The sequence below is a fragment of the Bifidobacterium sp. M0399 genome (assembly GCF_016100595.1).
In the GTDB taxonomy this organism is placed as follows: Bacteria; Actinomycetota; Actinomycetes; order Actinomycetales; family Bifidobacteriaceae; genus Bombiscardovia; species Bombiscardovia polysaccharolytica.
In genome coordinates, this window is sequence record NZ_JACFSD010000001.1 from 911,490 (window position 1) to 931,130 (window position 19,641).

Sequence of the window (19,641 nt, forward strand, 5' to 3'; positions counted from 1 at the left end):
ATCACACCTTCATCATCAGTGGGACCGGACAAGACCGATCCACATCGGATTCTTCTCGCCGTCCACTCAGTCCGGCACATCAAAGTCATCGGCCACAGCCCTCAGAAGGGTGGCCAGCTTGGTGGATTCGGCCCGACCTGGATAGTGGTGCCGACGCAGGCCATTGCCAGCCGAGTCGAGCAGCTTGATCAAATCCTCCACGATGGCGGCCATATCGTCCGGATCGGGTCGTTTGGCGCGCAGGATGGAGGGGGTCGGCCCCACCAGCTTCAGATCCAGGGCCTGGGGGCCCTTGCGGCCCTCAGCCACCGAGAACTCCACCCGGGATCCCTTGCGTATAGTGGATACTCCAGCAGGTAGTGCTGATGAGGGCAGGAAGACATCTCCACCTTGTTCATCCGTGATGAACCCGAACCCCCGCTTGGCGTCGTACCACCGTACTCTCCCGCTGGGCATGCTCTGCCACTTCCTTACGTTGCTTCTTGAACAGATATATCCGAAATCAGTCTACCTGAATGGAGAGGGCAGGACGACCCATCTTGTCATAGGCGTACGGGACGGCTGACAGCAGGATTGGCTTGATTCTCGGCGCCCTCCTGATCCCGCCTGACACCCTGGGGTATGACGATGGTGAAAGTCAAGCCGCCCCCCGGGGTCTGCGACGCGCAGATGAATCCCTGATGGGCCTTGACAATAGACTGGACAATGGCCAGTCCAAGCCCCGTGCCGCCTTTCTCCCGAGCTCTGGACGGGTCAGCCGTGTAGAAGCGCTCGAAGAGCCTGGACCTGGATTCCTCCGGGACACCTGGGCCGTGGTCAACCATCCGGATGATGGCATAGTCTGTGCCCACATGGCTATTCTTTGCCACCTGGATCGCTTCGGTCAGGCGGCCCAGCGAGGACTCAGTGGCCTCCAACCTTGTCAGATCCGCTGGAGCGATGGTCGCTTTGACCAGACCCAACCCCACCTGGACCGGCGAATCAGATGGGGTGTAGCGGTGGATATTACCCACGATATTGGTAATCACCTGACGCAGACGGCTGGGGTCGCCAGTCACCTGCACCGAGGGCAAGGGTCCTTCCTGGATATCCAAGCTGACCGATGGACCCAGGTGCCCGCCCACGGTGATTTTCTCCTTGTTGCGTCCCTTGAGGCCTGACAGTCCCTTACTGGCTGTGGCTGGCATCTCCTGGGGAGCAGGCTGATCCTCGGTATGCAGGCAAACCCTTCCGGTAGCAACCTCTCTTCCCAGATCCAGAGCATGCAAGTCGTCCACTCCGTCTCGCACCAGACCGGTCAAATCGACCGCCAGGGTCGGGTCGATTCCCCTGCCCTCATCCAGGCGAGCAAGCGAAAGCAGATCCGTGACCAGGACCGTCATCCTGGTGGAAGAGTCCTCGATGTGCTGGATGGATTTGTCTGCACGCTCCAAAGCCCCTGGATAATCGCGCTGCATCCTGTAGAGCTCTGCATAGCCGTGGATGGCGGCCAGAGGAGTGCGCAGCTCGTGACTGGCGTCCGAAACGAACTGCTTCATCTTTTCAGTGGTCTGGCGCTGCTCGTCGAAGGAATGCTCGATTCGCGCCAGCATGGCATTGAGGGATGCCGCCAGGGAGCCCACTTCGGTATTCTCCGGGAAGCTGGGAATGCGTTGGGAAAGGTCGCCGGCCGCTATCTTTGCAGCAGTCTTCTCGATGCGCTTGAGGGGAACCAGAGTGGACTGAATCAGCAGGACCGAGATGACTCCTCCCAGAAGGACCACTACGACGGAAATGATCATGCAGAAAGCCGTCAAATCATGCACGGCCTCATCCTGGTCGCTCATGGACAGACCGATGAAGAGCACACCACTGATTTCAGAACCGTCCAGATCATTGCGCAGCTTCCACTGCATGGCCACCACACGCCATGAGGCCCGGGCTCGCTTCATGGTGTCGCGGTCGGGCGAGGCCTGTTTAGAGACCCGCACATATGCAGGTACCGTGGTCGGCTGGCCAAGGGGTATCGAACCCAGGCTGCCGTCGGCGGGCAGACGCGGGCGGGAGATGACCCCGTTGACCTGCATGGGATTCAGATCGTCCGAAATGATGTGCAGGTCGTCGTCTCGAATCTGTAGGAAGTAGTCGGTGGGACCCAGGCCATTCTTGCTCAGATCCTCCTGGCGCAAAAGCGTGGCGTTGCGGATGCCCAGGTTGGCCTGGCGGATCAGCTGGGAGTCCGTACGCTTCATCAGATAGTCGTCAGCCATCTGGCAGATGGCTACAGAGACGCCTACCGTACCCACGATGAGCAGGATGAGCATGCTGGCCACAAGTTTGGTACTTAGGGGAATCGCAGCCAGAGGCGACCTGGGCATGGACCTGCCCCTCGGCTTGCCGGAATCGGCTCCCCTGCCGGAGTCCGAACCCTTGAACGACCTGAACCTGTCGGCCGACCTCGGATCGGGAACAGCCGATTGTCCTGTCTCAGGGGTCGGACTCTGGGGACTAGTCGCCATCGCCGCCGTCCGATGCGTTCTGCCTAGGGGCCCGAATCATGTAACCGATTCCTCGCTTGGTCTCGATCAGCGGGGTGGCCTTGCGCTCACCGCCGTGCCCATCGCTGACAGTGATGCCATCCACCTTCTTGCGCAGGTAGGAAATATAGGATTCCACGATGGCCGCATCACCGCCCCAGTCGTACTGCCAGACATGGTCCAGAATCTGGGCCTTACTGAGCACGCGACCCTCATTATCCATCAGGTAGCGCAGCAGCTTGTATTCGGTTGGGCTCAGGTCGATGGGTCGGCCAGCCCTGGTGACATCGTGGGAATCCTCGTTGATCTCCAGATCACCAACGCGGATGATCGGGTCATCCTCCTGGTGCTCGCGGGTTCTGCGCAGTATAGCCTTGATTCTGGCCACAACCTCCTCCAGGCTGAAGGGTTTGGTCACATAATCGTCGCCGCCCACAGTCAGCCCCATGACCTTGTCCTGGGTGTCATCCCTGGCGGTCAGAAAGAGCACCGGCGCTTCGATTCCCTCCTGGCGGATACGGGAGGTGACTGTGAACCCATCGATGTCAGGCAGCATGACATCCAGGACAATCAAATCGGGCTGGATGCGCTCAATGACCTGAATGGCCTCAGAGCCGGACGCCGCGGTCTCAACCGCAAAGCCCGCAAAATGTAGGGAAGCCACCAGCAGATCCCTGATGGACGGTTCGTCGTCGACCACGACCAGTTGTGCTTGCGTCGGTTTGCTCATGGCTTCAGCTTGCCGCCTCTTTCTGGGTATTATCTGAAAGTTCGCTGATCGTCTCTGTTGGGCGTGATTGCTCCTTCACCGAACTGGACCTGCGATGATGAGCCCCGCTTCGGCTGCTGCGACGCCACCAAATCGTAACGGCTACGCCCAGAATAACCAGGACCACAAACGTTACCGAAAGAGCGATGATCATGATCCGGTGATGCCGGTGGTTCTGCTCAAGAGTCTCCACTTGGGTCATCATGGCTTTAGCCGAGCCCACCCAATCAGGATTGCGGCTTTTGGCGACCGGCTCCAGAGCAGCCTGCGAGAGCTGATCCACGCTGGATTGGTCCTTGAGCCAGGCCTGCGAGTTGCTGGAGACCGCCACGACCAATTTGCCGTCCTGAGAGGCCACTGCCAGCATAACCGTGTCTTGGGCAGGCTTCATCGATTCGAGCGCCCGGGATGCCCAGATCTCCGGCTTGACGCCCTCGTAGAAATGCGGCAAGTAGAGAAGTCGGACCGATACTCCTGTTTGCTCTGCGGTCTCCTCGATCGCATCCTTGACGGATCCCACATCCGAACCCAGCAGATTCTGTGGATCAGTGATCGTGTCGGTCATGGTTCCGGCCCCGGTCTGAGGCTCATCGGCAAAGACCCTGGTCGGTCCAAGGGCGCCTGTCATCAAAACCGTCAAGAGAAGGAAAGCCAAAACCCGCCTCATGGCCGGAGCGCAGCCTGGACTCGCCTTGTGGAGGAAGACTCGTTCGACCACATGGGTCCGTGGACGGGGCAACCGCGTGAACACTGTCATAGTGTCCACAGTAGCGGCTGACGGCATCGGACTCCCCCACCATCACCGCCATTCACGGAAAGGACAACCATGACACGGTTCCAAGTTGATTCAGATCAGATACAGACAGCCTCCGGCGCAGTCAGCGGCTCGATAGGGGCCATCAGAGATGCCGTGGCGGGAATGTACACCAACCTGGACAATCTTCAAAGCGTCTGGCAGGGCTCGGCGGCCAGCCAATTCGCCACAGTGGCCCAGCAGTGGCGCGCCTCGCAAGCCCAGATGGAACAAGCACTTGAAGGCATCCAGGCGGCATTAACCCAAGCTTCTGCTCTTTATGCAGATACCGAAGCCCAGGCCACACGCCTCTTCGCCGGAGCCTGAGCACCGGACCTATGTGCTGGCAGCTCAAAACTATTTGACCACGGCATATCGGGTCCAGATCTGGCAAGCATATGGAAAGACAGACCATAAAAGAGACAGGGGCCTGCGCACCATTCCCGGTGCGCAGGCCCCTGTCCTTGGTGATCACTAGGTTCAGCCGAAAAGCCCAGCCGAACCTCAAGGATCAGTAGCCCATGTCGCCCTGAGGCTGAGCGGCGGCAGGTGCCGGAGGCTCAGGCTTGTTGGCCACGACAGCCTCGGTGGTCAGGAAGAGCCCAGCAATGGAGGCTGCGTTCTGCAGCGCGGAACGGGTCACCTTGACGGGGTCGGCCACGCCGGCCTCCAGCAGGTCCTGGTACTCATTGTTGGCGGCGTTGAAGCCTTGGCCAGCAGGCAGCGAACGGACCTTGTTGATGACCACGTCACCAGAGACACCGCTGTTCTCGGCGATCTGCTTGATGGGGGCTTCGATGGCACGGAAGACGATGGAAGCGCCGGTGGACTCGTCGCCATCCAGCTTGACTTCCTTCTCAGCCTTGGCTGCGGCCTGAACCAGAGCCACGCCACCTCCGGGCAGCAGGCCCTCTTCAATGGCAGCCTTGGCGTTACGGACAGCATCCTCGATGCGGTGCTTACGCTCCTTGGCCTCGACCTCGGTGGCTGCGCCGACCTTGATGACGGCCACGCCGCCGGCCAGCTTGGCCAGCCGCTCCTGCAGCTTCTCACGGTCATAGTCCGAATCGGTGTTCTCGATCTCGGTGCGAATCTGGCCCACACGTGCGGAGACCTCGTCCTTGGAACCGCCACCGGAAACGATGGTGGTCTCGTCCTTGGAGACGATGACCTTCTTGGCGGTACCCAGCACGCTCATGTCGATGGAGTCCAGTTTGAGACCGAGCTCATCGGACACGACCTGTGCGCCGGTCAGGATGGCCATATCCTGCAGCATGGCCTTGCGGCGGTCGCCGAAGCCAGGAGCCTTGACAGCGCAGGAGTTGAAGGTGCCGCGGATCTTGTTGAGGATCAGAGTGGGCAGCGCTTCGCCGTCCACGTCCTCGGCCACGATCAGCAAGGGCTTGCCGGTCTTCATGACCAGCTCGGCGATGTGGACCACGTCCTGCTGGCTGGAAACCTTGCCCGAGGTCAGCAGAATGTAGGGATCATCCAGAACGGCGGTCTGATCGTCGTTGTTGGTGACGAAGTAAGGAGCGATGTAGCCCTTGTCGAAGCGCATGCCCTCGGTGAACTCCAGATCCAGTCCGAAGCGGTTGTTGTCCTCGACGGTGACCACGCCATCCTGGCCGACCTTGTCCAGAGCCTCGGCGATCTCATTGCCGATCTCGGGGTCGCCTGCAGAAATGGTGGCGGTGGCAGCGATCTGGTCCTTGGTCTCGACTTCCTTGGACTGGGCCACGAGTTCCTTGACGATGGCGTCAGCAGCCTTCTCGATGCCGCGGCGCAGGGCGATGGGGTTGGATCCGGCGGCCACGTTCTTCAGACCCTCATGCACCAGGGACTGGGCCAGCACGGTAGCGGTGGTGGTGCCGTCTCCGGCGACGTCGTCAGTCTTCTTGGCGACTTCCTTGACCAGCTCGGCGCCGATGCGCTCGTAAGGATCCTCCAGGTCGATCTCCTTGGCGATGGAGACGCCATCGTTGGTGATGGTCGGTGCGCCGTAGGACTTGTCCAGCACCACATTGCGGCCCTTGGGGCCCAGCGTGACCTTGACCGTGTCGGCCAGCTTGTCCAGGCCGGCAAGCATGCCCTGACGAGCTTCCTCGTCATACTCGATGATTTTTGCCATTGTTGCTTCCTCCGTCATGGCTTGAGGTTTCATGACCCACCGTCGGCGTGGAACGGAACCCGACCGTCAGCTGTCGCGTTATCACTCCCGCACCTCGAGTGCTAATTCAGCAGATTAGCACTCGATGAGGCCGAGTGCCAACCCGAAGGGAAAATACGCTACAGGCTGTATGTCATATCAGACTTAACGTACCGGCCACGCCTGCAGACAATCCGCACCCCGCGTAATCCTGGCCCAACGTCTGGATATGGGCTAAGGAGCTATAAAAAAGAACCCCGGAATAATCCGGGGTTCCATGACGAATACAGAAGAGACAATCAGAGCTTGGTGACCTTGGTTGCCTGCAGGCCCTTGGGGCCCTGCTCCACCTGATATTCGACCTTATCTCCCTCATCAAGGGTCTTGAAACCATCGGACTGAATGGCTGAGTAGTGCACGAACACGTCCTCGCCGCCATCGTCAGGATTGATGAATCCGTAACCCTTGCCAGCGCTGAAGAATTTCACAGTGCCTTGTGCCATAACTAACTTCCTTAACATAGGTGCCGCGTCACAACAGATACGAGACTGACCGCATCTGCCTGGTCGGCAAGGTCAGTTTAGGCCTATTTATGAGGCAATTGCAAAACGCCGAGCCGAAATTCTGAATGTTTTTCCATCATATTTGCTCCGCCGTCCGGCTGACCGGACTCACTGCATGAGGATGGCTTCCACCGGAGTGGAAGCTACAGAGGACTGTTCCACCTGAGTGATACCCAGCAGATTGGCCACCTCTTGGGCAGTGGCCTTGTCGGCCTCGTCACGGTAGCGGACCGTGCTTACGCCAGGCAGTGCATCCTGCGGGTTGGATGCCGTCACCGCAGTGTAACCGGCATTGACCAGAACCTGGCGCTTCTTGCCGGCATACCCGTTGACCCTGGTTCCATTGATGACGGTGACCTGCGTGCCCCGGTTGACCACGGGAGCCGGGCTGCTGCTGGAAGCGCTCGCTGACGGCGACTGGGATGAAGGCTCAGAAGTTTGTTCTTGGGAGGCTTGATCAGTAGCGGTCGCACTGCTTGAAGCAGAAGAAGATGCTGAACGCTTCGGCAGATGGCTGCTGATGACCCGGGATGCTTCGGTATGCGTCTGCTGCCAGGGCAGGGAACCGCTGACCGCAGCCCATACGCCCAGGCCGCACAGCACCGCCAAGACAACCACCAGCAGGTAGGGCAGAACCCTGATCGTCAGGGAACGAGGCCCGCGATGTACGCCGACCGGCCCCTTGGGAGGGTTGTCGAACGCATCATGAACCTGAGGGCGCGCCTGCGTCCCATTGTCGCGCGTGCTAGCCATGAACTCTCCTCTGCTCCACCGGATCCTGAACCATTATAAGTAATGCGTCGTCGGGTCAACATTCAACTGACCATTCGACGTCCTCCGCCAACCCTGAAATGGCCGAAGCAGTCATGACCAGCCTATATCGCCAAGCGATATAGTGACCTTATGAACAGCAGCCAGCCTATTGCCGCAACCTCCCCTGAGCCGACGAACCGAACCGGTACCAACCCTCCGACCATAGCAGGAGGCCAGGGCCGGCCCCACCGCAAACCTCTGAGCGCCCTGGTGGATCCCGGCTGGGCCCGTGCTCTGGCACCCGTCGAGCCCAACATTCACCGGATGGGCGACTTCCTCAGATCCGAGCTGGCTCAGGGCCACCGCTATCTGCCTGCCAGCAAGAACATCCTGCGTGCCTTTACCATCCCCTTCGACTCCATCAAGGTCCTGATCGTGGGCCAGGACCCATATCCGACCCCCGGGCATCCGGTGGGACTGAGCTTCTGCGTGGACCCTGCGGTCAGCCCCATCCCCGGCTCCCTGCGCAATATCTACGCCGAGCTGAGCTCCGACCTGGGCCTGCCCACGCCTTCCAATGGCGATCTGACGCCTTGGACCAGGCGAGGGGTCATGCTGCTCAACCGCTGCCTGACTGTACGGGTTGGCAAGCCGGCCAGCCACCGGAACAAGGGCTGGGAAGAGATCACCGATGCAGCCATCCGCGCCTTGAACGACAGACGCGACCAGGAGGGCAAGGTCCGGCCCCTGGTGGCCATTCTTTGGGGACGGCAGGCCCAGAGCCTAGAGCCCCTGCTGACCAACGCAGCCATCATCAAATCCCCGCATCCCAGCCCCCTATCGGCCCGGTACGGCTTCTTTGGATCCCGTCCATTCTCCAAGGCCAACCAAGCGCTGGAGGCCATGGGCGCCCAGCCGGTGGACTGGTCCCTGACCTGAGCCCTGCTGGCTGAGTCGTCAGGAAATGCCGTTACCATGTCTGCTATGCCATTATTCCCACCTCGACCCAGTCAGTCCCCATCTGTTCAGCCCGGTAAAGACCGGCAGGTTCCGCCAATCAGCCAGGATGACCTGCAACGTTGCCGTCAGTTGGCCGACCGGATCCGGACCCGCTTTTCAAGGACTCTGGTAGGTCAGGAGAACCTGCGCGAGGCCCTGATCCTGACGCTGGTGGCCTCTGGACACATCCTGATCGAATCCGTGCCTGGCCTGGCCAAGACCACTGCCGCCCAGACCCTGGCCACCTCGGTCTCCGGCAGCTTCAAACGGATCCAGTGCACACCCGACCTGATGCCCTCGGATCTGGTAGGCACCCAGGTCTACGACTTCTCCACACAGCGCTTCTCCACACAGCTGGGACCAATTCATGCCAACTTCGTCCTTTTGGACGAGATCAACCGCTCCAACGCCAAGACCCAGTCGGCCATGCTGGAAGCCATGGCCGAGGGCGCGACCACCATCGGCGGCGAACGCATGGCCCTGCCCCAGCCCTTCATGGTGATCGCCACCCAGAACCCCATCGAAGAAGAGGGCACATACAACCTGCCCGAAGCCCAGATGGACCGGTTCATGCTCAAGGCAGTCATGACCTATCCCGATGCCGACCAGGAAACCCGAATGCTGCAGATGCTGACCACCCGTGGCACCGACATGCCCGGCAAGGACGATCGGGATGCACTGACCATCGCCGATGTGGACTTCCTGAGGCAGAAGGCCCGGCAGGTTCACGTGGCACAGCCCATCATGCGATATGCAGTCGATCTGGCAGCCACCAGCAGGGGTGCTGGTTCGCGGCCCATCCAAGGGCTGGCCGAGCAGGTGAGACTGGGAGCCAGTCCACGCGCCTCCATCGCCCTGGTGCGCATCGGCCAGGCCAGAGCCCTGCTGACAGGCAGGGATTACGTCATTCCCGAGGATCTGAAAGACTGGGCCCATTCGGTGCTCCGTCACCGGATCCTCTTGACCTTCGAGGCCCAGGCAGACGGCATCAGCAGCGACGATATCATCGACCAGATCGTCGACAGGGTGCCAGTGCCATGAGCCGTCGACGCCCGTATCGCGACCCGGTCCGCAGACGGATCGAGTCCTTGGACACCAGTCTGCGGCTTCCCACGGTACGCAGGGCCTTGGGCCTGTTAGAGGGCGAGCACTCCTCTGGCCGTCGCGGCGGCGGAGATGAGCGTGCCGACTTACGCGCCTATGAATTCGGAGACGAAACCCGCATGATCGACTGGCACGCCAGCGCACGGTTGGGTCGCCCCATGGTGGTGGAGCGCGAGCGCCTGGTCACGAGCAAGGTCTGGCTGCTGCTGGATGTCGGCCGAGAGATGTCCGGAACATGCCCTGACGGGGAGCAGGCCATCCAGGTGGCCGCCAATGCCCTGTGCATGTTCGCCTCCCTCTGCCTGCGCCGCAGCGATGAGGTGGACCTGGTCCTGGTCGATTCATCCGCTATCCGCCGCATACCCTGCCAGGGCGGCTTCGCTCGATTCGAGCAGACCCTGGACCGAGCTCTGGAGTCACCGCTGGATCAGCCGCGCAACCTTGAAGCCCTGCTGGGCTACGCCGCTGGCATCCAGGACCGGCAGGCCATGCTGGTCATCGCCACCGACCAGTCGGCATTGAACGTTGACCTGATGCCGACCATCCGCCAGTTGGCCACCACACACCCCTTGAATCTCATCGGAGTGGAGACCATGAATCCTCTGCGCCAGCAGCCCGCTATGGACTCGGTAACGGATGCACCCAGCGGAAGGCAGATTCCGGCCTTCCTGCGCACTGCGAACGGGACACGGGCTGTAGACCTGCACAGGCGCTACCAGATCGAGGCCTTTGGGAGGGAATTGTCCAGAATCGGAGCCTCGCTGATCCGGGCCGACTCCAGTACAACCATGTTTAACAGGTTCATCCACCTGCTTTCAGCCGGCCGGCCGGGCATCCCCATGCGGCGGACGGTGATGGCGGCATGAATGCTGTCGTCCTGATCCCTCTTACGTCCAGTCATGTCCGAATCAGGGTCATGCCTACCATGACCCAACCCACCTGGCTGCTGGCTCTGACGGCGACCGCCGTCATACTGGCCTTGGCCCTGATCACAACGGCCCTTCTCCTGCCCAAGTACCGTCGTCAGAAGGGGGAACATACGGTCCAAGCGAACTTTGACTCCCGCAATGCGTGGCGTCAGCGGATCGATCAGGTGGTGGCCCAGTACGACAGTGGCCGACTGGACCGTGACCAAGCCATGACGGCACTGGCCACCATCGCTCGTGGATTCGCATCCCGTTCCTGGAACAGCGATATGAAAGCCAAGACTCTAGCTGAGATCAAGGCTCAGCCCCGCACGCCGAGCACCCGACAGGGCCTCGACCTGCTTCGGCAGACCATAGATGCCCTTTACCCGCCTGAATTTGCACTCCCCCGGGACAGCACAGGAACCAGCGCCACGGTGAATCAGGCAGCCGATTGGGTAAGGGATCTGATCGAACGGTGGCCGCGATGAGTATAGGCAATCTGTCCTGGAGGTGGCCCTGGCTGCCGGTTCTGGCCTTGGTCCTGGTCCTGGCGTTCGGCCTGCTGGCTTACCCTATGGCGCGTCATGGCAAGCTAGATCAGGAACCGGAAGCTCGGGTCTGGACCTTGAACAGCGACCTGGACACCGAGGAGGGCCATGAGGCCCTTCGGCGCTGGCGGCGATTGAACCGTTGCGCTGCGGTCCTGCTCTCTTTGGCCCTGCTGATGGCTCTGAGCCTTGCCGCAAGGCCCGCCCGGGTCGATCGAACCTTGGAGCAAGGCCATAACCGCGATATTGTTCTATGCCTGGACGTGTCCGGGTCCACCCTGCCCTACGACCGGCAGGTTATCGCCTCCTACCTTGATTTGGTCCGCAACTTCCGGGGCGAACGCATGGCTCTGAGCATATTCAACTCCACCTCACGCACCGTCTTCCCTCTGACCGACGACTATGACATGATCACAGCCGAATTGAGCAAGGCGCGGCGGATCCTGGACGGGGTGCAGTCCCAGGACCGCATCGATGCCATGAGCGGACGACAGTACCAGGACATCAGCGACTGGCTGGAGGGTACGCAGAACCGCCGGGACACCACATCCCTGATTGGTGACGGACTGGTGGGCTGCGCCGCGCTCCTGCCGCAATTCGCACCCAGGGACCAGATCAGACCGGCAAAGGCCGACCAACGGTCGAGCTCCCTGGTACTGGCCACCGATAACGTGGTCTCCGGCAAACCCACATACACCCTAGAGGAGGCGCTCAAGCTGACCTCGGCCGCAGGAATCGCAGTGGACGGTCTCTATTCGGGACCGGACCAGGGCACCAAGGATGAAAGCACCCGGCAGATGCAGCGGCTGATCGAAGCGCAGGGCGGCATCTTCCTGCGACGGCAGGATGGCAACTCCATCAACGCGCTTGTCCGCCAGATTGAGCACCGACACGGAGCCGACCCACGTCAACAAGAGCAGTCCAGCCTGGTGGATGCACCCGGCTGGTGGACCTTGGTCCTGGCCCTGGCACTATCGGGATATCTGCTCCTGGCCTGGAGGCTGAAGCGATGAATATACTCAAGTCCCTGACCTTTGAGCCTGCCTTGGGCTGGGTGGCCGGCGGCCTTCTGGCGGGTCTGCTGTTACTCCTGGCCATCGCGCTGGTCATCCATGGACTGCGCAAGGGGCAGGATACGGACGCCGATCGCTGGGCCCTGACCCGGCGCACCGCCATGGTCCTGATCCTGGCCCTCATGGTCCTGACCCCCAGCACAGTCAGCAAGACCACTAATAAAGCCATCAACGCCACTGATGTTTTCATCGCGGTTGACGTAACCGGATCCATGGCGGTCAAGGATGCTGGATATGGCAACCAGGAAGGAATCAGCCGACTGGATGCGGCCCGGGCAGCTGTCCACGAACTGACACGCACCTACCCCGATGCCTCTTTCTCGGCCCTGAGCTTCGGCGCTTCGGCCAGCGTCGATCTGCCCCTGACACCCGACGTACGGGCTGTGGACAACTGGGCCAGGGGGCTGGCTACAGAGCCCACATCCCGATCCTCCGGCTCCAGCCTCGATGCTCCGCTGGATCGCCTGAGCCTGGTCTTGAAACAGACCAAGGACCGGCATCCGGACGACCGAATCCTGCTCTACCTGATCAGCGACGGCGAACAGACCGGATCTGATGAACGACGATCCTTCAGCGTCCTCAGGGAAGGTCTGGACGATGCCTTTGTGCTGGGAACCGGCTCGACCAAGGGCGGCATGGTGCCCTTGAGCTCCGATGTCGGCGGAAGCGATGCCGACGGCTGGGTGACGGACCCAAAGACCGGCCAGCCGGGCATCTCCGTCATGGATCCGAAAACCCTCAAGACCATGGCCGACGAGATGAGCGGCCACTATCAGGCCTTGACCAAGGGGACGACCTTGCGTGAGGGGAGTACGGCTGCAGCTTCCAAGCGCTACCGGGTGACCAAGGTAGACCAGGTCCGCCAGCATGTCACCCCGCTGGTCTGGCCGCTGGCACTGGTGGAGCTGGTCCTGATCCTGATTGAGGCGGGGCTCTGGATTCACACTTCGAGGAGACTGTTATGAGCAGGAAGTCCCAGCAAGACGCAAGGAGCGGCCGCCGCCTGCGAGTGCGCCTGATTTTGGGTGGCTTAGCCTTGGTTGCAGCCCTGGCCGGAGCCTGGGGCCTGATCAACGTCAAAGCCATCGCCACCTATAACGAGGGCACGCGCACGCTGAGCACCAACGTTCGACAGGTCCAAAACCCCCAGGCCGATCCAGCATCCATCAAGGCTTTGCAGGACCAGGCCGAGCATCTCTTTGCCCAGGTCGAACGGCCTGGACCCCTGATTCTGCCACAGACCAGGCAGGCTGCCCAGGCCAACCGATCCGCCAACGCTGCGCTGACCAGCCGCACGGAGCGTCTGTTCAAGAAGCAGAAAGCCAATAAGGCCCAGGACAGACAGAACGGATCCAACAAGAGCTCCCACTCAGAGCTGACCAAGCAGCAGGAGGCCGAGGTGGAGGATCTGCTCAGACGCAACCAGCAGCAGAGCCAGCCGTCTGCTTCCCCCACGCCGTCAGGTCAGGCGAGTGACGATAAGGGTCAGGGGAAGAACGTCAAACCCTGGTGACCGGCCGCACACAGCCTTTCGCGTGAGTCGTTCCAAACTCTCCTTTCCAGCAAATCGATCCTCATGCAGACAAACCTCTCTCAACTATCTGACTGACAGAATCAAGAATGAGCGGTAAATCCGTCCACAGCCAGATGAATCGGACCTCATTCGGCCACATGGCCCTATGGGGATCATTTCAGGATGATCGCTATGTTGTAGTAGAGGCATGTATAGGTCATCCTCATCACTGCCCGCTCTGAGCCCCTTCCTAGAACAATCCTCCTACCTGGCTGATCCGGACTCAGCTGGATCCTGCCCCTGTCATGCACAGGCAGCCCGCTGTCGGACCTTGCTGTCCGACATGGCCCGGCAGTCGCGAGCCACTCTGGTCCATCTGAGTGAATTGGCCGACCAGGCTCTGAGGGTCGACTGGCAAGGGCGGGCCGCTGAAGCCTATCGGGCCCAGGTGCGGGCCATGGATGCCCTCTGCCAGGACCAGCGCGTCCAGGCAGGGCGTACCCTAAGCCTGATTGATCAAGAGAGCCGGCCATGAAGCGGACGATAACCGCTGCCCCCGATGCCAATGGCTATACACGCGCCGAACTGGACCATCTGACCGGCATGGCAGACCGACTCAACCAGGCAGGTGGTGCCCTGGCCACCTTGCAGTCCCAATGGGTTCTGACCAATCAGGCCATCCGCAGAACCATGCCGGGACTGCCGACTCTCCCCTGCGCCCAGGCTGCCATGCCGCTGCCGGATCATGCCCATCTGCCCCTGGATCTGATGGTGACCTTCTGCAATAACCAGGCCGAAGCCTGCAGAGATCTGCGCACCCAGCTCCAGTCTGTGGCCGACAAGCTGACCAAGGCCTACGGGCTGTATTCGCAGGCTGAATCATTCATGGACAGGCTGATGAACTCCCTGATGTCCAAAGCCTTGACCGTCTTTCAACCCATTGCCCCGTTCATGCTGGGATCCATCGGCTTGGGCCTGGGAGCAGCCAAACTGACCGATCACCTGGACGCATCGCAACTCCAGGAATTCCTGGAAACCACGGCCAGCATCCAACAGCCCCTACTGAACGCCGTCGCATCCGGCCTGTCCTCGGACCATCATGATCCCATTGGCGGATTGGTCACCGGCCCTGGCCTGCTGATGCCTTTGATACTCGCTCATTTTCAGGGTGACCAGATTGCGATGGATCCTGTTCAGCCACAGGGCAAAGGATTAGGCGAGGCCAATGACATAGCCGGTGCTTTACACAACCTGGAGACCCTGGGATCCTGCCGGGACGGCATTCCCTATTCCACCATCGCCGTACAGCGCTATCGAAAGGCCGACGGCAAAGACCACTGGCTGGTCTACATACCCGGCACCAGCTCCCATCTGGACTCCCCCATCGGATGGGCCCAGAACATCCAGCTCATGAGTGACAAGGCCTCAGTGCGCGACAGGGCGGCATCCCTGCGTCTAGTAGACCAGGCCATGCAGGATGCAGGGGTGCGCCCGCACGATCCGGTCAGCCTGGTGGGCCATTCCCAGGGCGGCATCGTGGCCGCCACCATGGCCTCGGATCTTTCGGACCGCTACCGCTTTGATCACATCGTGACCGTCGGATCGCCCATTGCCCATCGCCAGATAGAATCAGACACCTGGGTCACCAGCGTGGAGATGCGCGAAGAACTGGTCTCCAGCCTTGATGGAGCAGACAACTCCTCCCGACCCAACCAGCTGACAGTCAGGGGAAGAGCGGGCGGACCTCCCCCTCCAGGCAGCCATCAGACTGGCAGGACAGTGACCACTGCCGGACCCGGCAAGGAATCCACCCACGGTATGGCCTACCAGCAGGCGGCCTGGGCCGATGCCCGAGATCAGAATTCACCGGCAGTAGAACGTCAGGACGACCATTTCGCCCATGCCATCGAGGGCGATCTGCAGGAGACTCGCTACTACCGAGGCAGGCTGCGGCAATGAGCCGGACACGCGCGCCACCAGGAGTGTCCATGCCGTTCCTGCTGGTTGACCCGGTCGTCTAGGCTGGAGGCATGAACCTGAGCCGAATCACCCCAGTCATCCCCCTCAATCCCTTGGACGGACGTTACCGCAGACAGACTGCCGATCTGGTGGAATATCTGAGCGAACCTGCCTTGAACCGCGAGCGCATGCGGGTCGAGGTCGAATGGATGATCATGCTGGCCAGCGGCTACCAGGGCAACGGCCAGCATCCGGTTCTACCGGGCGTAGAGCCTCTGACCGAGGCAGAACAGGCCTATCTACGAGCCATACCCGAGGATTTCGATGCCGACGGCATCGCCGAACTGGCGGGCATCGAAGCCCAGACGCACCACGATGTCAAAGCTGTGGAATACTACATCGACCGCCGTCTGGAGGCAGCAGCCACAGCACTTGGCCGCGAGTCCCAACTGCCGAGGCTGACACCCCTGGTCCATTTCGCCTGCACCAGCGAGGACATCAACAACCTGGCCTATGCCCGCTGCATCCGAGGCGGGGTCGAACAGGTCTGGCTCCCCAAGGCCACCCGGATCGAGGACCATCTGGCTACCATGGCGGAACAATACCGGGATTTACCCATGCTCGCCCTGACCCATGGCCAGCCGGCCACACCCACTACCCTGGGCAAGGAGATGGCGGTCTACGTCCACCGACTGCACCGGCAGTTGGACCGGATCCGCAATCAGGACTACATGGGCAAGATGAATGGCGCCACTGGAACCTTTGGCGCCCATCTGGCCGCCCTACCGCAGGTGGATTGGATCGATCTGACTCGGACTTTCATCGTGGAACGAATGGGCCTGGTCTGGAACCCACTGACCACCCAGATAGAGTCCCACGACTGGCAGGCCGAGCTCTTCAGCAACATTGCTCACCTGGGCCGGATCCTGCACAACCTGGCTGTAGATGTCTGGATGTATATCTCCCGCGGCGTCTTCGCCCAGGAACCCGTCAAAGGCGCGACAGGGTCCAGCACCATGCCCCACAAGGTCAACCCCATACGCTTCGAAAACGCCGAAGCCAATCTGGAGATCTCAGGAGCCCTGCTGGACACCCTGGCCACCACCCTGACCGAAACCCGCTGGCAGCGGGACCTGACCGACTCCACCACCCAGCGCAACATCGGTTCGGCCCTGGGCTACAGCCTGCTGGCTCTGGACAACCTGGACGGCGGCCTGCAGACCATCCATCCTGACAAGGCCCTGATGGCCCGCGAGCTGGACAGCAACTGGGAGGTCCTGGGCGAGCCCATACAGACGGCAATGCGAGCCGCTGGATTGGCTGGACGTACAGGCATGGATCATCCCTATGAGCAGGTCAAGGAGCTGATGCGGGGCAAGAGGATCGGCAGAGAGGATGTCGAACGCTTCATCGATGGCCTGGACCTGGACCAGGACACGGCAAGTCGGCTCAAGGCCTTGACACCGGCAACCTACACCGGCGCAGCCGGAACCTTGGTGGACTTCGATCGCGACTGACCATGACACCGTCCCAGTCGACCATTACTCCCGAGGACACCGATTCCGCTGACCCTGTACAGGCAGATCAGGTCGTCATCCGGGATACCCCGCCCCAACGGGTCCATGACGCTGAGGACCTGCTTCGAGCCCTGGCAGCTCTGATCCTGGGAATTCTTGTCACCCTGGCAGCCATCTACTTGAAAGGCATAGCCGCAGGGGTCGAGTCCGACATGCGCCAGGCCGGCAATGCCATGGACTGGCTCATGGACGTACCCACCGCCTTCCTGCAGCAGGCAGTCACGGTGACCGTGGTCCTGGCCGTGCTTATCCACCTGCTGGTCAACAGGGAGTGGGTCCAGGCCATCACTGCCCCCTTGGCCATGTTCTTAGGGTTCGGGCTGGTCATGCTGACCTCCAACCTGATCCTGAAAGCGGGCAACCCCACCCTGATCGCCTCATTCAGCTCCCAAAACGCCATAGGATCGCCCGTTCTGCTGCCTGACTTCTATGCCGGTCTGGCAGCCTTCCTGAGCGCAGCAGGACCCCGTCGACTGCGCAGCTCGGTCAAATGGGGATGGAACGCTCTATACGTCGTGGCCGTCATCATGGTCGCCATATCCTCCAATTCGGCCAGCGGCGTCCTGGCCTCGCTGATTCTGGGACGGATCGTGGGCATGGTCATCCGATACCTGGCGGGCACGCAGAACAAGGGCGCCTGGGGGCAGGGAGTGGTACAGGCCATAGCCTCCATCGGCATCCACGCCGCCAGCCTGGAACGTCAGGATCCCAGTCTGGACTCTGATGGCCAGCCCTTGCCCGCCCTCGACGACGACCTTATCGAAGCCTCCCGCATCTACAGGGCCCAAGACAGGGATGGCCGCAACTACACGGTGTCGGTCATGGACGGCCAGCTGCACACCATGGGCTATCTGATGCAGCTATGGCAGTGGATCAAGCTGTCCGGAGTCTCCATGCGCCGGGACAGGTCGGTCAGAAACTCCATGCAACACCACATGGCTATGCTGGCTGAATTGCGGGACCTGGGTCTGACGACACTGCATCCCTATGGCCTGGCTGAGAGCGCGGAATCCTCAATCCTGGTCCTGGAGGATGATGTCCACCTTCGGCCCTTGGAACCCGGGAGCTTGGACACAGACAGGGCCGAGCAGCTGATGGACTACCTTCGCCGGGCCAACGAGCGCGGCTTTACACACCGCCGCATACGCCCGGAGACTCTGGCCATAGACCAGTCAGGCTCCATGGTCATCGCCGGCTGGGAGAACGGCGACAGCGCCAGCTCACAGGCCAACATCGCCCTGGACCGGATCCAGCTTCTGACCTTGATTGCCACGCTGATCGGCGTAGATCAAGCCATCGAGGCGGCCCGTGCCTCCTGGGGGGTCAAGACCCTGGTGAGCCTGTCGCCCTTCTGCCAGATGGTGGCCATTCCCTCGCAGACCCAGGCCCTGCCCGGCTGGGATCGACAGATTCTGACTGACCTGCGCAAACAGTTGCAGGCCCTGGCTCCTCCTGAGTCGGTGGCGGAGACCGGTCAGGTGACCCTCTCGCGTTTCAGCCTGCGCAGCTTCGTAGCCCTGGCCCTGTTGGTAGTAGCGGTGGCGGTCATCGTCACCCAGTTCAACCTGCCCCAAGTCATCAGTGCCGTCCGCAACGCCAACCCTTGGATGGCCGGGCTGTCCTTCCTGCTGGGGTCGCTGTCATGGGTAGGCTGTGCCATCACTCTGGGAGTCTTCATCGACCCTGCCAAGCGCGACTTCAGAGGCATCTTCCTGTCCCAGGTCGCCTCCTCGTTCACCTCGGTCTCCATGCCCGCCGGGGTAGGACCGGCCTTCGTCAATTTGCAGTTCCTGCGGCGGGACGGTTATGACAACACCATGGCCACAGCCATCATGAGCGCTGTGGTGGCCGTCCAGTTCGCAACGACTTTCTGCCTGCTGATCGTCATCGGCCTCTTTACCGGCCGCAACACCCTATCCGGTATGATCCCCACCAACACCCTGGTCATCGTCATCGGAACGGTAGCCATCATCGCGGCCCTGATCATGGCCGTGCCTTACACGAGGCGGCTGGTCATGGAGCGACTGATGCCCATCGTGGCCTCCTACGCCCGCCACCTTGTAGAGATTCTGACTCAGCCCAGGCAGCTTGTGGTGGCCGTGCTTGGGGCCGTGCTGCAGTCAGCCGCCCTGGGCATGAGTTTCTGGGCCGCCCTGATGGCCTTCGGTTGCAGGACCAACGTTTTCGAGACCACCTTCGTCTTCCTCCTGGCCAACACGCTAGGCTCGGCTGTCCCCACCCCTGGTGGCCTGGGAGCCATAGAGGCGGTGCTGTTCTCGGCCTTCCGTCTGGCCGGCGTTCCCTCGGGCGTGGCCATCTCGGCCACTCTGGTCTTCCGAGTGGTCACCTACTGGCTGCGCATCCCCCTTGGAGCCCTGGCCATGCGCTGGCTGAGCAGCCATAATCGCATCTGAAGA

At 61.3% G+C, this 19,641-nt stretch carries 19 protein-coding genes; 12 read left to right on the forward strand and 7 right to left on the reverse strand.

What is annotated here, in order from left to right:
- Positions 1–66: 66 nt before the first annotated feature.
- The 4 genes from H3V09_RS03640 to H3V09_RS03655 all read right to left on the reverse strand — a co-directional run bounded on the left by H3V09_RS03640 (position 67) and on the right by H3V09_RS03655 (position 4,042).
- On the reverse strand, positions 67–456 hold the full coding sequence (locus H3V09_RS03640) for a cold-shock protein (protein ID WP_198190971.1): 390 nt from the start codon (positions 454–456) through the stop codon (positions 67–69).
- A gap of 86 nt (positions 457–542) precedes the next feature.
- A complete protein-coding gene (locus H3V09_RS08985; RefSeq protein ID WP_269748569.1) occupies positions 543–2,357 on the reverse strand; it encodes a sensor histidine kinase in 1,815 nt (604 codons plus the stop codon).
- Between the two features lie 130 nt (positions 2,358–2,487).
- Complete coding sequence (locus H3V09_RS03650; protein ID WP_046323119.1) at positions 2,488–3,246, reverse strand: response regulator transcription factor; 759 nt, start codon at positions 3,244–3,246, stop codon at positions 2,488–2,490.
- Positions 3,247–3,250: 4 nt separating this feature from the next.
- Positions 3,251–4,042: a TPM domain-containing protein gene (locus tag H3V09_RS03655; protein WP_141650087.1), complete on the reverse strand. Its 792-nt coding sequence runs from the start codon at positions 4,040–4,042 to the stop codon at positions 3,251–3,253.
- Positions 4,043–4,111: 69 nt separating this feature from the next.
- On the opposite strand from H3V09_RS03655, the gene H3V09_RS03660 reads away from it, so the two are divergent.
- Positions 4,112–4,405 (forward strand): WXG100 family type VII secretion target, encoded by a 294-nt coding sequence (locus tag H3V09_RS03660; protein WP_015022106.1) that lies wholly within the window; start codon positions 4,112–4,114, stop codon positions 4,403–4,405.
- Between the two features lie 184 nt (positions 4,406–4,589).
- On the opposite strand, the gene groL is transcribed toward H3V09_RS03660, so the two are convergent.
- The 3 genes from groL to H3V09_RS03675 form a co-directional block, all read right to left on the reverse strand.
- Positions 4,590–6,209, reverse strand: a complete 1,620-nt coding sequence (gene groL / locus H3V09_RS03665) for a chaperonin GroEL (RefSeq protein WP_046323120.1) — start codon at positions 6,207–6,209, stop codon at positions 4,590–4,592.
- A gap of 317 nt (positions 6,210–6,526) precedes the next feature.
- Positions 6,527–6,730 (reverse strand): cold-shock protein, encoded by a 204-nt coding sequence (locus tag H3V09_RS03670; protein WP_015022108.1) that lies wholly within the window; start codon positions 6,728–6,730, stop codon positions 6,527–6,529.
- A gap of 168 nt (positions 6,731–6,898) precedes the next feature.
- Positions 6,899–7,543 (reverse strand): LytR C-terminal domain-containing protein, encoded by a 645-nt coding sequence (locus H3V09_RS03675; protein ID WP_046323121.1) that lies wholly within the window; start codon positions 7,541–7,543, stop codon positions 6,899–6,901.
- A gap of 150 nt (positions 7,544–7,693) precedes the next feature.
- On the opposite strand from H3V09_RS03675, the gene H3V09_RS03680 reads away from it, so the two are divergent.
- From H3V09_RS03680 to H3V09_RS03730, 11 genes are all read left to right on the forward strand, one after another.
- Complete coding sequence (locus H3V09_RS03680) at positions 7,694–8,482, forward strand: uracil-DNA glycosylase (RefSeq protein WP_232339354.1); 789 nt, start codon at positions 7,694–7,696, stop codon at positions 8,480–8,482.
- 36 nt (positions 8,483–8,518) lie between these two features.
- A complete protein-coding gene (locus tag H3V09_RS03685) occupies positions 8,519–9,583 on the forward strand; it encodes an AAA family ATPase (protein WP_121913817.1) in 1,065 nt (354 codons plus the stop codon).
- On the forward strand, positions 9,580–10,512 hold the full coding sequence (locus H3V09_RS03690; RefSeq protein ID WP_198190972.1) for a DUF58 domain-containing protein: 933 nt from the start codon (positions 9,580–9,582) through the stop codon (positions 10,510–10,512). Before H3V09_RS03685 ends, H3V09_RS03690 begins: the two co-directional genes overlap by 4 nt.
- Entirely contained in the window at positions 10,509–11,042 is a 534-nt protein-coding gene (locus tag H3V09_RS03695; RefSeq protein WP_198190973.1) for a hypothetical protein, read from the forward strand. Before H3V09_RS03690 ends, H3V09_RS03695 begins: the two co-directional genes overlap by 4 nt.
- Positions 11,039–12,115: a vWA domain-containing protein gene (locus H3V09_RS03700; protein ID WP_198190974.1), complete on the forward strand. Its 1,077-nt coding sequence runs from the start codon at positions 11,039–11,041 to the stop codon at positions 12,113–12,115. The genes H3V09_RS03695 and H3V09_RS03700 overlap by 4 nt, the downstream gene beginning before the upstream one ends.
- Positions 12,112–13,140 (forward strand): vWA domain-containing protein, encoded by a 1,029-nt coding sequence (locus tag H3V09_RS03705; protein WP_198190975.1) that lies wholly within the window; start codon positions 12,112–12,114, stop codon positions 13,138–13,140. Before H3V09_RS03700 ends, H3V09_RS03705 begins: the two co-directional genes overlap by 4 nt.
- On the forward strand, positions 13,137–13,688 hold the full coding sequence (locus tag H3V09_RS03710; protein WP_198190976.1) for a DUF6466 family protein: 552 nt from the start codon (positions 13,137–13,139) through the stop codon (positions 13,686–13,688). Before H3V09_RS03705 ends, H3V09_RS03710 begins: the two co-directional genes overlap by 4 nt.
- A gap of 208 nt (positions 13,689–13,896) precedes the next feature.
- Complete coding sequence (locus H3V09_RS03715) at positions 13,897–14,223, forward strand: hypothetical protein (RefSeq protein WP_046323125.1); 327 nt, start codon at positions 13,897–13,899, stop codon at positions 14,221–14,223.
- The gene (locus H3V09_RS03720; RefSeq protein ID WP_144177393.1) at positions 14,220–15,647 is read left to right on the forward strand and encodes a PGAP1-like alpha/beta domain-containing protein; all 1,428 of its coding nucleotides are present in this window, start codon (positions 14,220–14,222) and stop codon (positions 15,645–15,647) included. Before H3V09_RS03715 ends, H3V09_RS03720 begins: the two co-directional genes overlap by 4 nt.
- 71 nt (positions 15,648–15,718) lie before the next feature.
- Positions 15,719–17,164, forward strand: coding sequence for an adenylosuccinate lyase (purB, locus tag H3V09_RS03725; RefSeq protein ID WP_198190977.1), 1,446 nt, complete (start codon positions 15,719–15,721; stop codon positions 17,162–17,164).
- A gap of 2 nt (positions 17,165–17,166) precedes the next feature.
- Complete coding sequence (locus tag H3V09_RS03730; RefSeq protein ID WP_198190978.1) at positions 17,167–19,638, forward strand: lysylphosphatidylglycerol synthase transmembrane domain-containing protein; 2,472 nt, start codon at positions 17,167–17,169, stop codon at positions 19,636–19,638.
- Positions 19,639–19,641 lie beyond the last annotated feature (3 nt).

What these genes read in the sequence shown, in the direction of transcription:
- H3V09_RS03690 (WP_198190972.1), top strand. Translation starts at nt 9,580, where the DNA reads ATGAGCCGTCGACGCCCGTATCGCGACCCGGTCCGCAGACGGATCGAG.
- H3V09_RS03700 (WP_198190974.1), top strand. Translation starts at nt 11,039, where the DNA reads ATGAGTATAGGCAATCTGTCCTGGAGGTGGCCCTGGCTGCCGGTTCTG.
- H3V09_RS03650 (WP_046323119.1), bottom strand. Translation starts at nt 3,246, where the DNA reads ATGAGCAAACCGACGCAAGCACAACTGGTCGTGGTCGACGACGAACCG.
- groL (WP_046323120.1), bottom strand. Translation starts at nt 6,209, where the DNA reads ATGGCAAAAATCATCGAGTATGACGAGGAAGCTCGTCAGGGCATGCTT.
- H3V09_RS03670 (WP_015022108.1), bottom strand. Translation starts at nt 6,730, where the DNA reads ATGGCACAAGGCACTGTGAAATTCTTCAGCGCTGGCAAGGGTTACGGA.
- H3V09_RS03640 (WP_198190971.1), bottom strand. Translation starts at nt 456, where the DNA reads ATGCCCAGCGGGAGAGTACGGTGGTACGACGCCAAGCGGGGGTTCGGG.
- H3V09_RS03680 (WP_232339354.1), top strand. Translation starts at nt 7,694, where the DNA reads ATGAACAGCAGCCAGCCTATTGCCGCAACCTCCCCTGAGCCGACGAAC.
- H3V09_RS03720 (WP_144177393.1), top strand. Translation starts at nt 14,220, where the DNA reads ATGAAGCGGACGATAACCGCTGCCCCCGATGCCAATGGCTATACACGC.
- H3V09_RS03705 (WP_198190975.1), top strand. Translation starts at nt 12,112, where the DNA reads ATGAATATACTCAAGTCCCTGACCTTTGAGCCTGCCTTGGGCTGGGTG.
- H3V09_RS03685 (WP_121913817.1), top strand. Translation starts at nt 8,519, where the DNA reads ATGTCTGCTATGCCATTATTCCCACCTCGACCCAGTCAGTCCCCATCT.
- H3V09_RS03655 (WP_141650087.1), bottom strand. Translation starts at nt 4,042, where the DNA reads ATGACAGTGTTCACGCGGTTGCCCCGTCCACGGACCCATGTGGTCGAA.
- H3V09_RS08985 (WP_269748569.1), bottom strand. Translation starts at nt 2,357, where the DNA reads ATGCCCAGGTCGCCTCTGGCTGCGATTCCCCTAAGTACCAAACTTGTG.
- H3V09_RS03730 (WP_198190978.1), top strand. Translation starts at nt 17,167, where the DNA reads ATGACACCGTCCCAGTCGACCATTACTCCCGAGGACACCGATTCCGCT.
- purB (WP_198190977.1), top strand. Translation starts at nt 15,719, where the DNA reads ATGAACCTGAGCCGAATCACCCCAGTCATCCCCCTCAATCCCTTGGAC.
- H3V09_RS03715 (WP_046323125.1), top strand. Translation starts at nt 13,897, where the DNA reads ATGTATAGGTCATCCTCATCACTGCCCGCTCTGAGCCCCTTCCTAGAA.
- H3V09_RS03660 (WP_015022106.1), top strand. Translation starts at nt 4,112, where the DNA reads ATGACACGGTTCCAAGTTGATTCAGATCAGATACAGACAGCCTCCGGC.
- H3V09_RS03675 (WP_046323121.1), bottom strand. Translation starts at nt 7,543, where the DNA reads ATGGCTAGCACGCGCGACAATGGGACGCAGGCGCGCCCTCAGGTTCAT.
- H3V09_RS03710 (WP_198190976.1), top strand. Translation starts at nt 13,137, where the DNA reads ATGAGCAGGAAGTCCCAGCAAGACGCAAGGAGCGGCCGCCGCCTGCGA.
- H3V09_RS03695 (WP_198190973.1), top strand. Translation starts at nt 10,509, where the DNA reads ATGAATGCTGTCGTCCTGATCCCTCTTACGTCCAGTCATGTCCGAATC.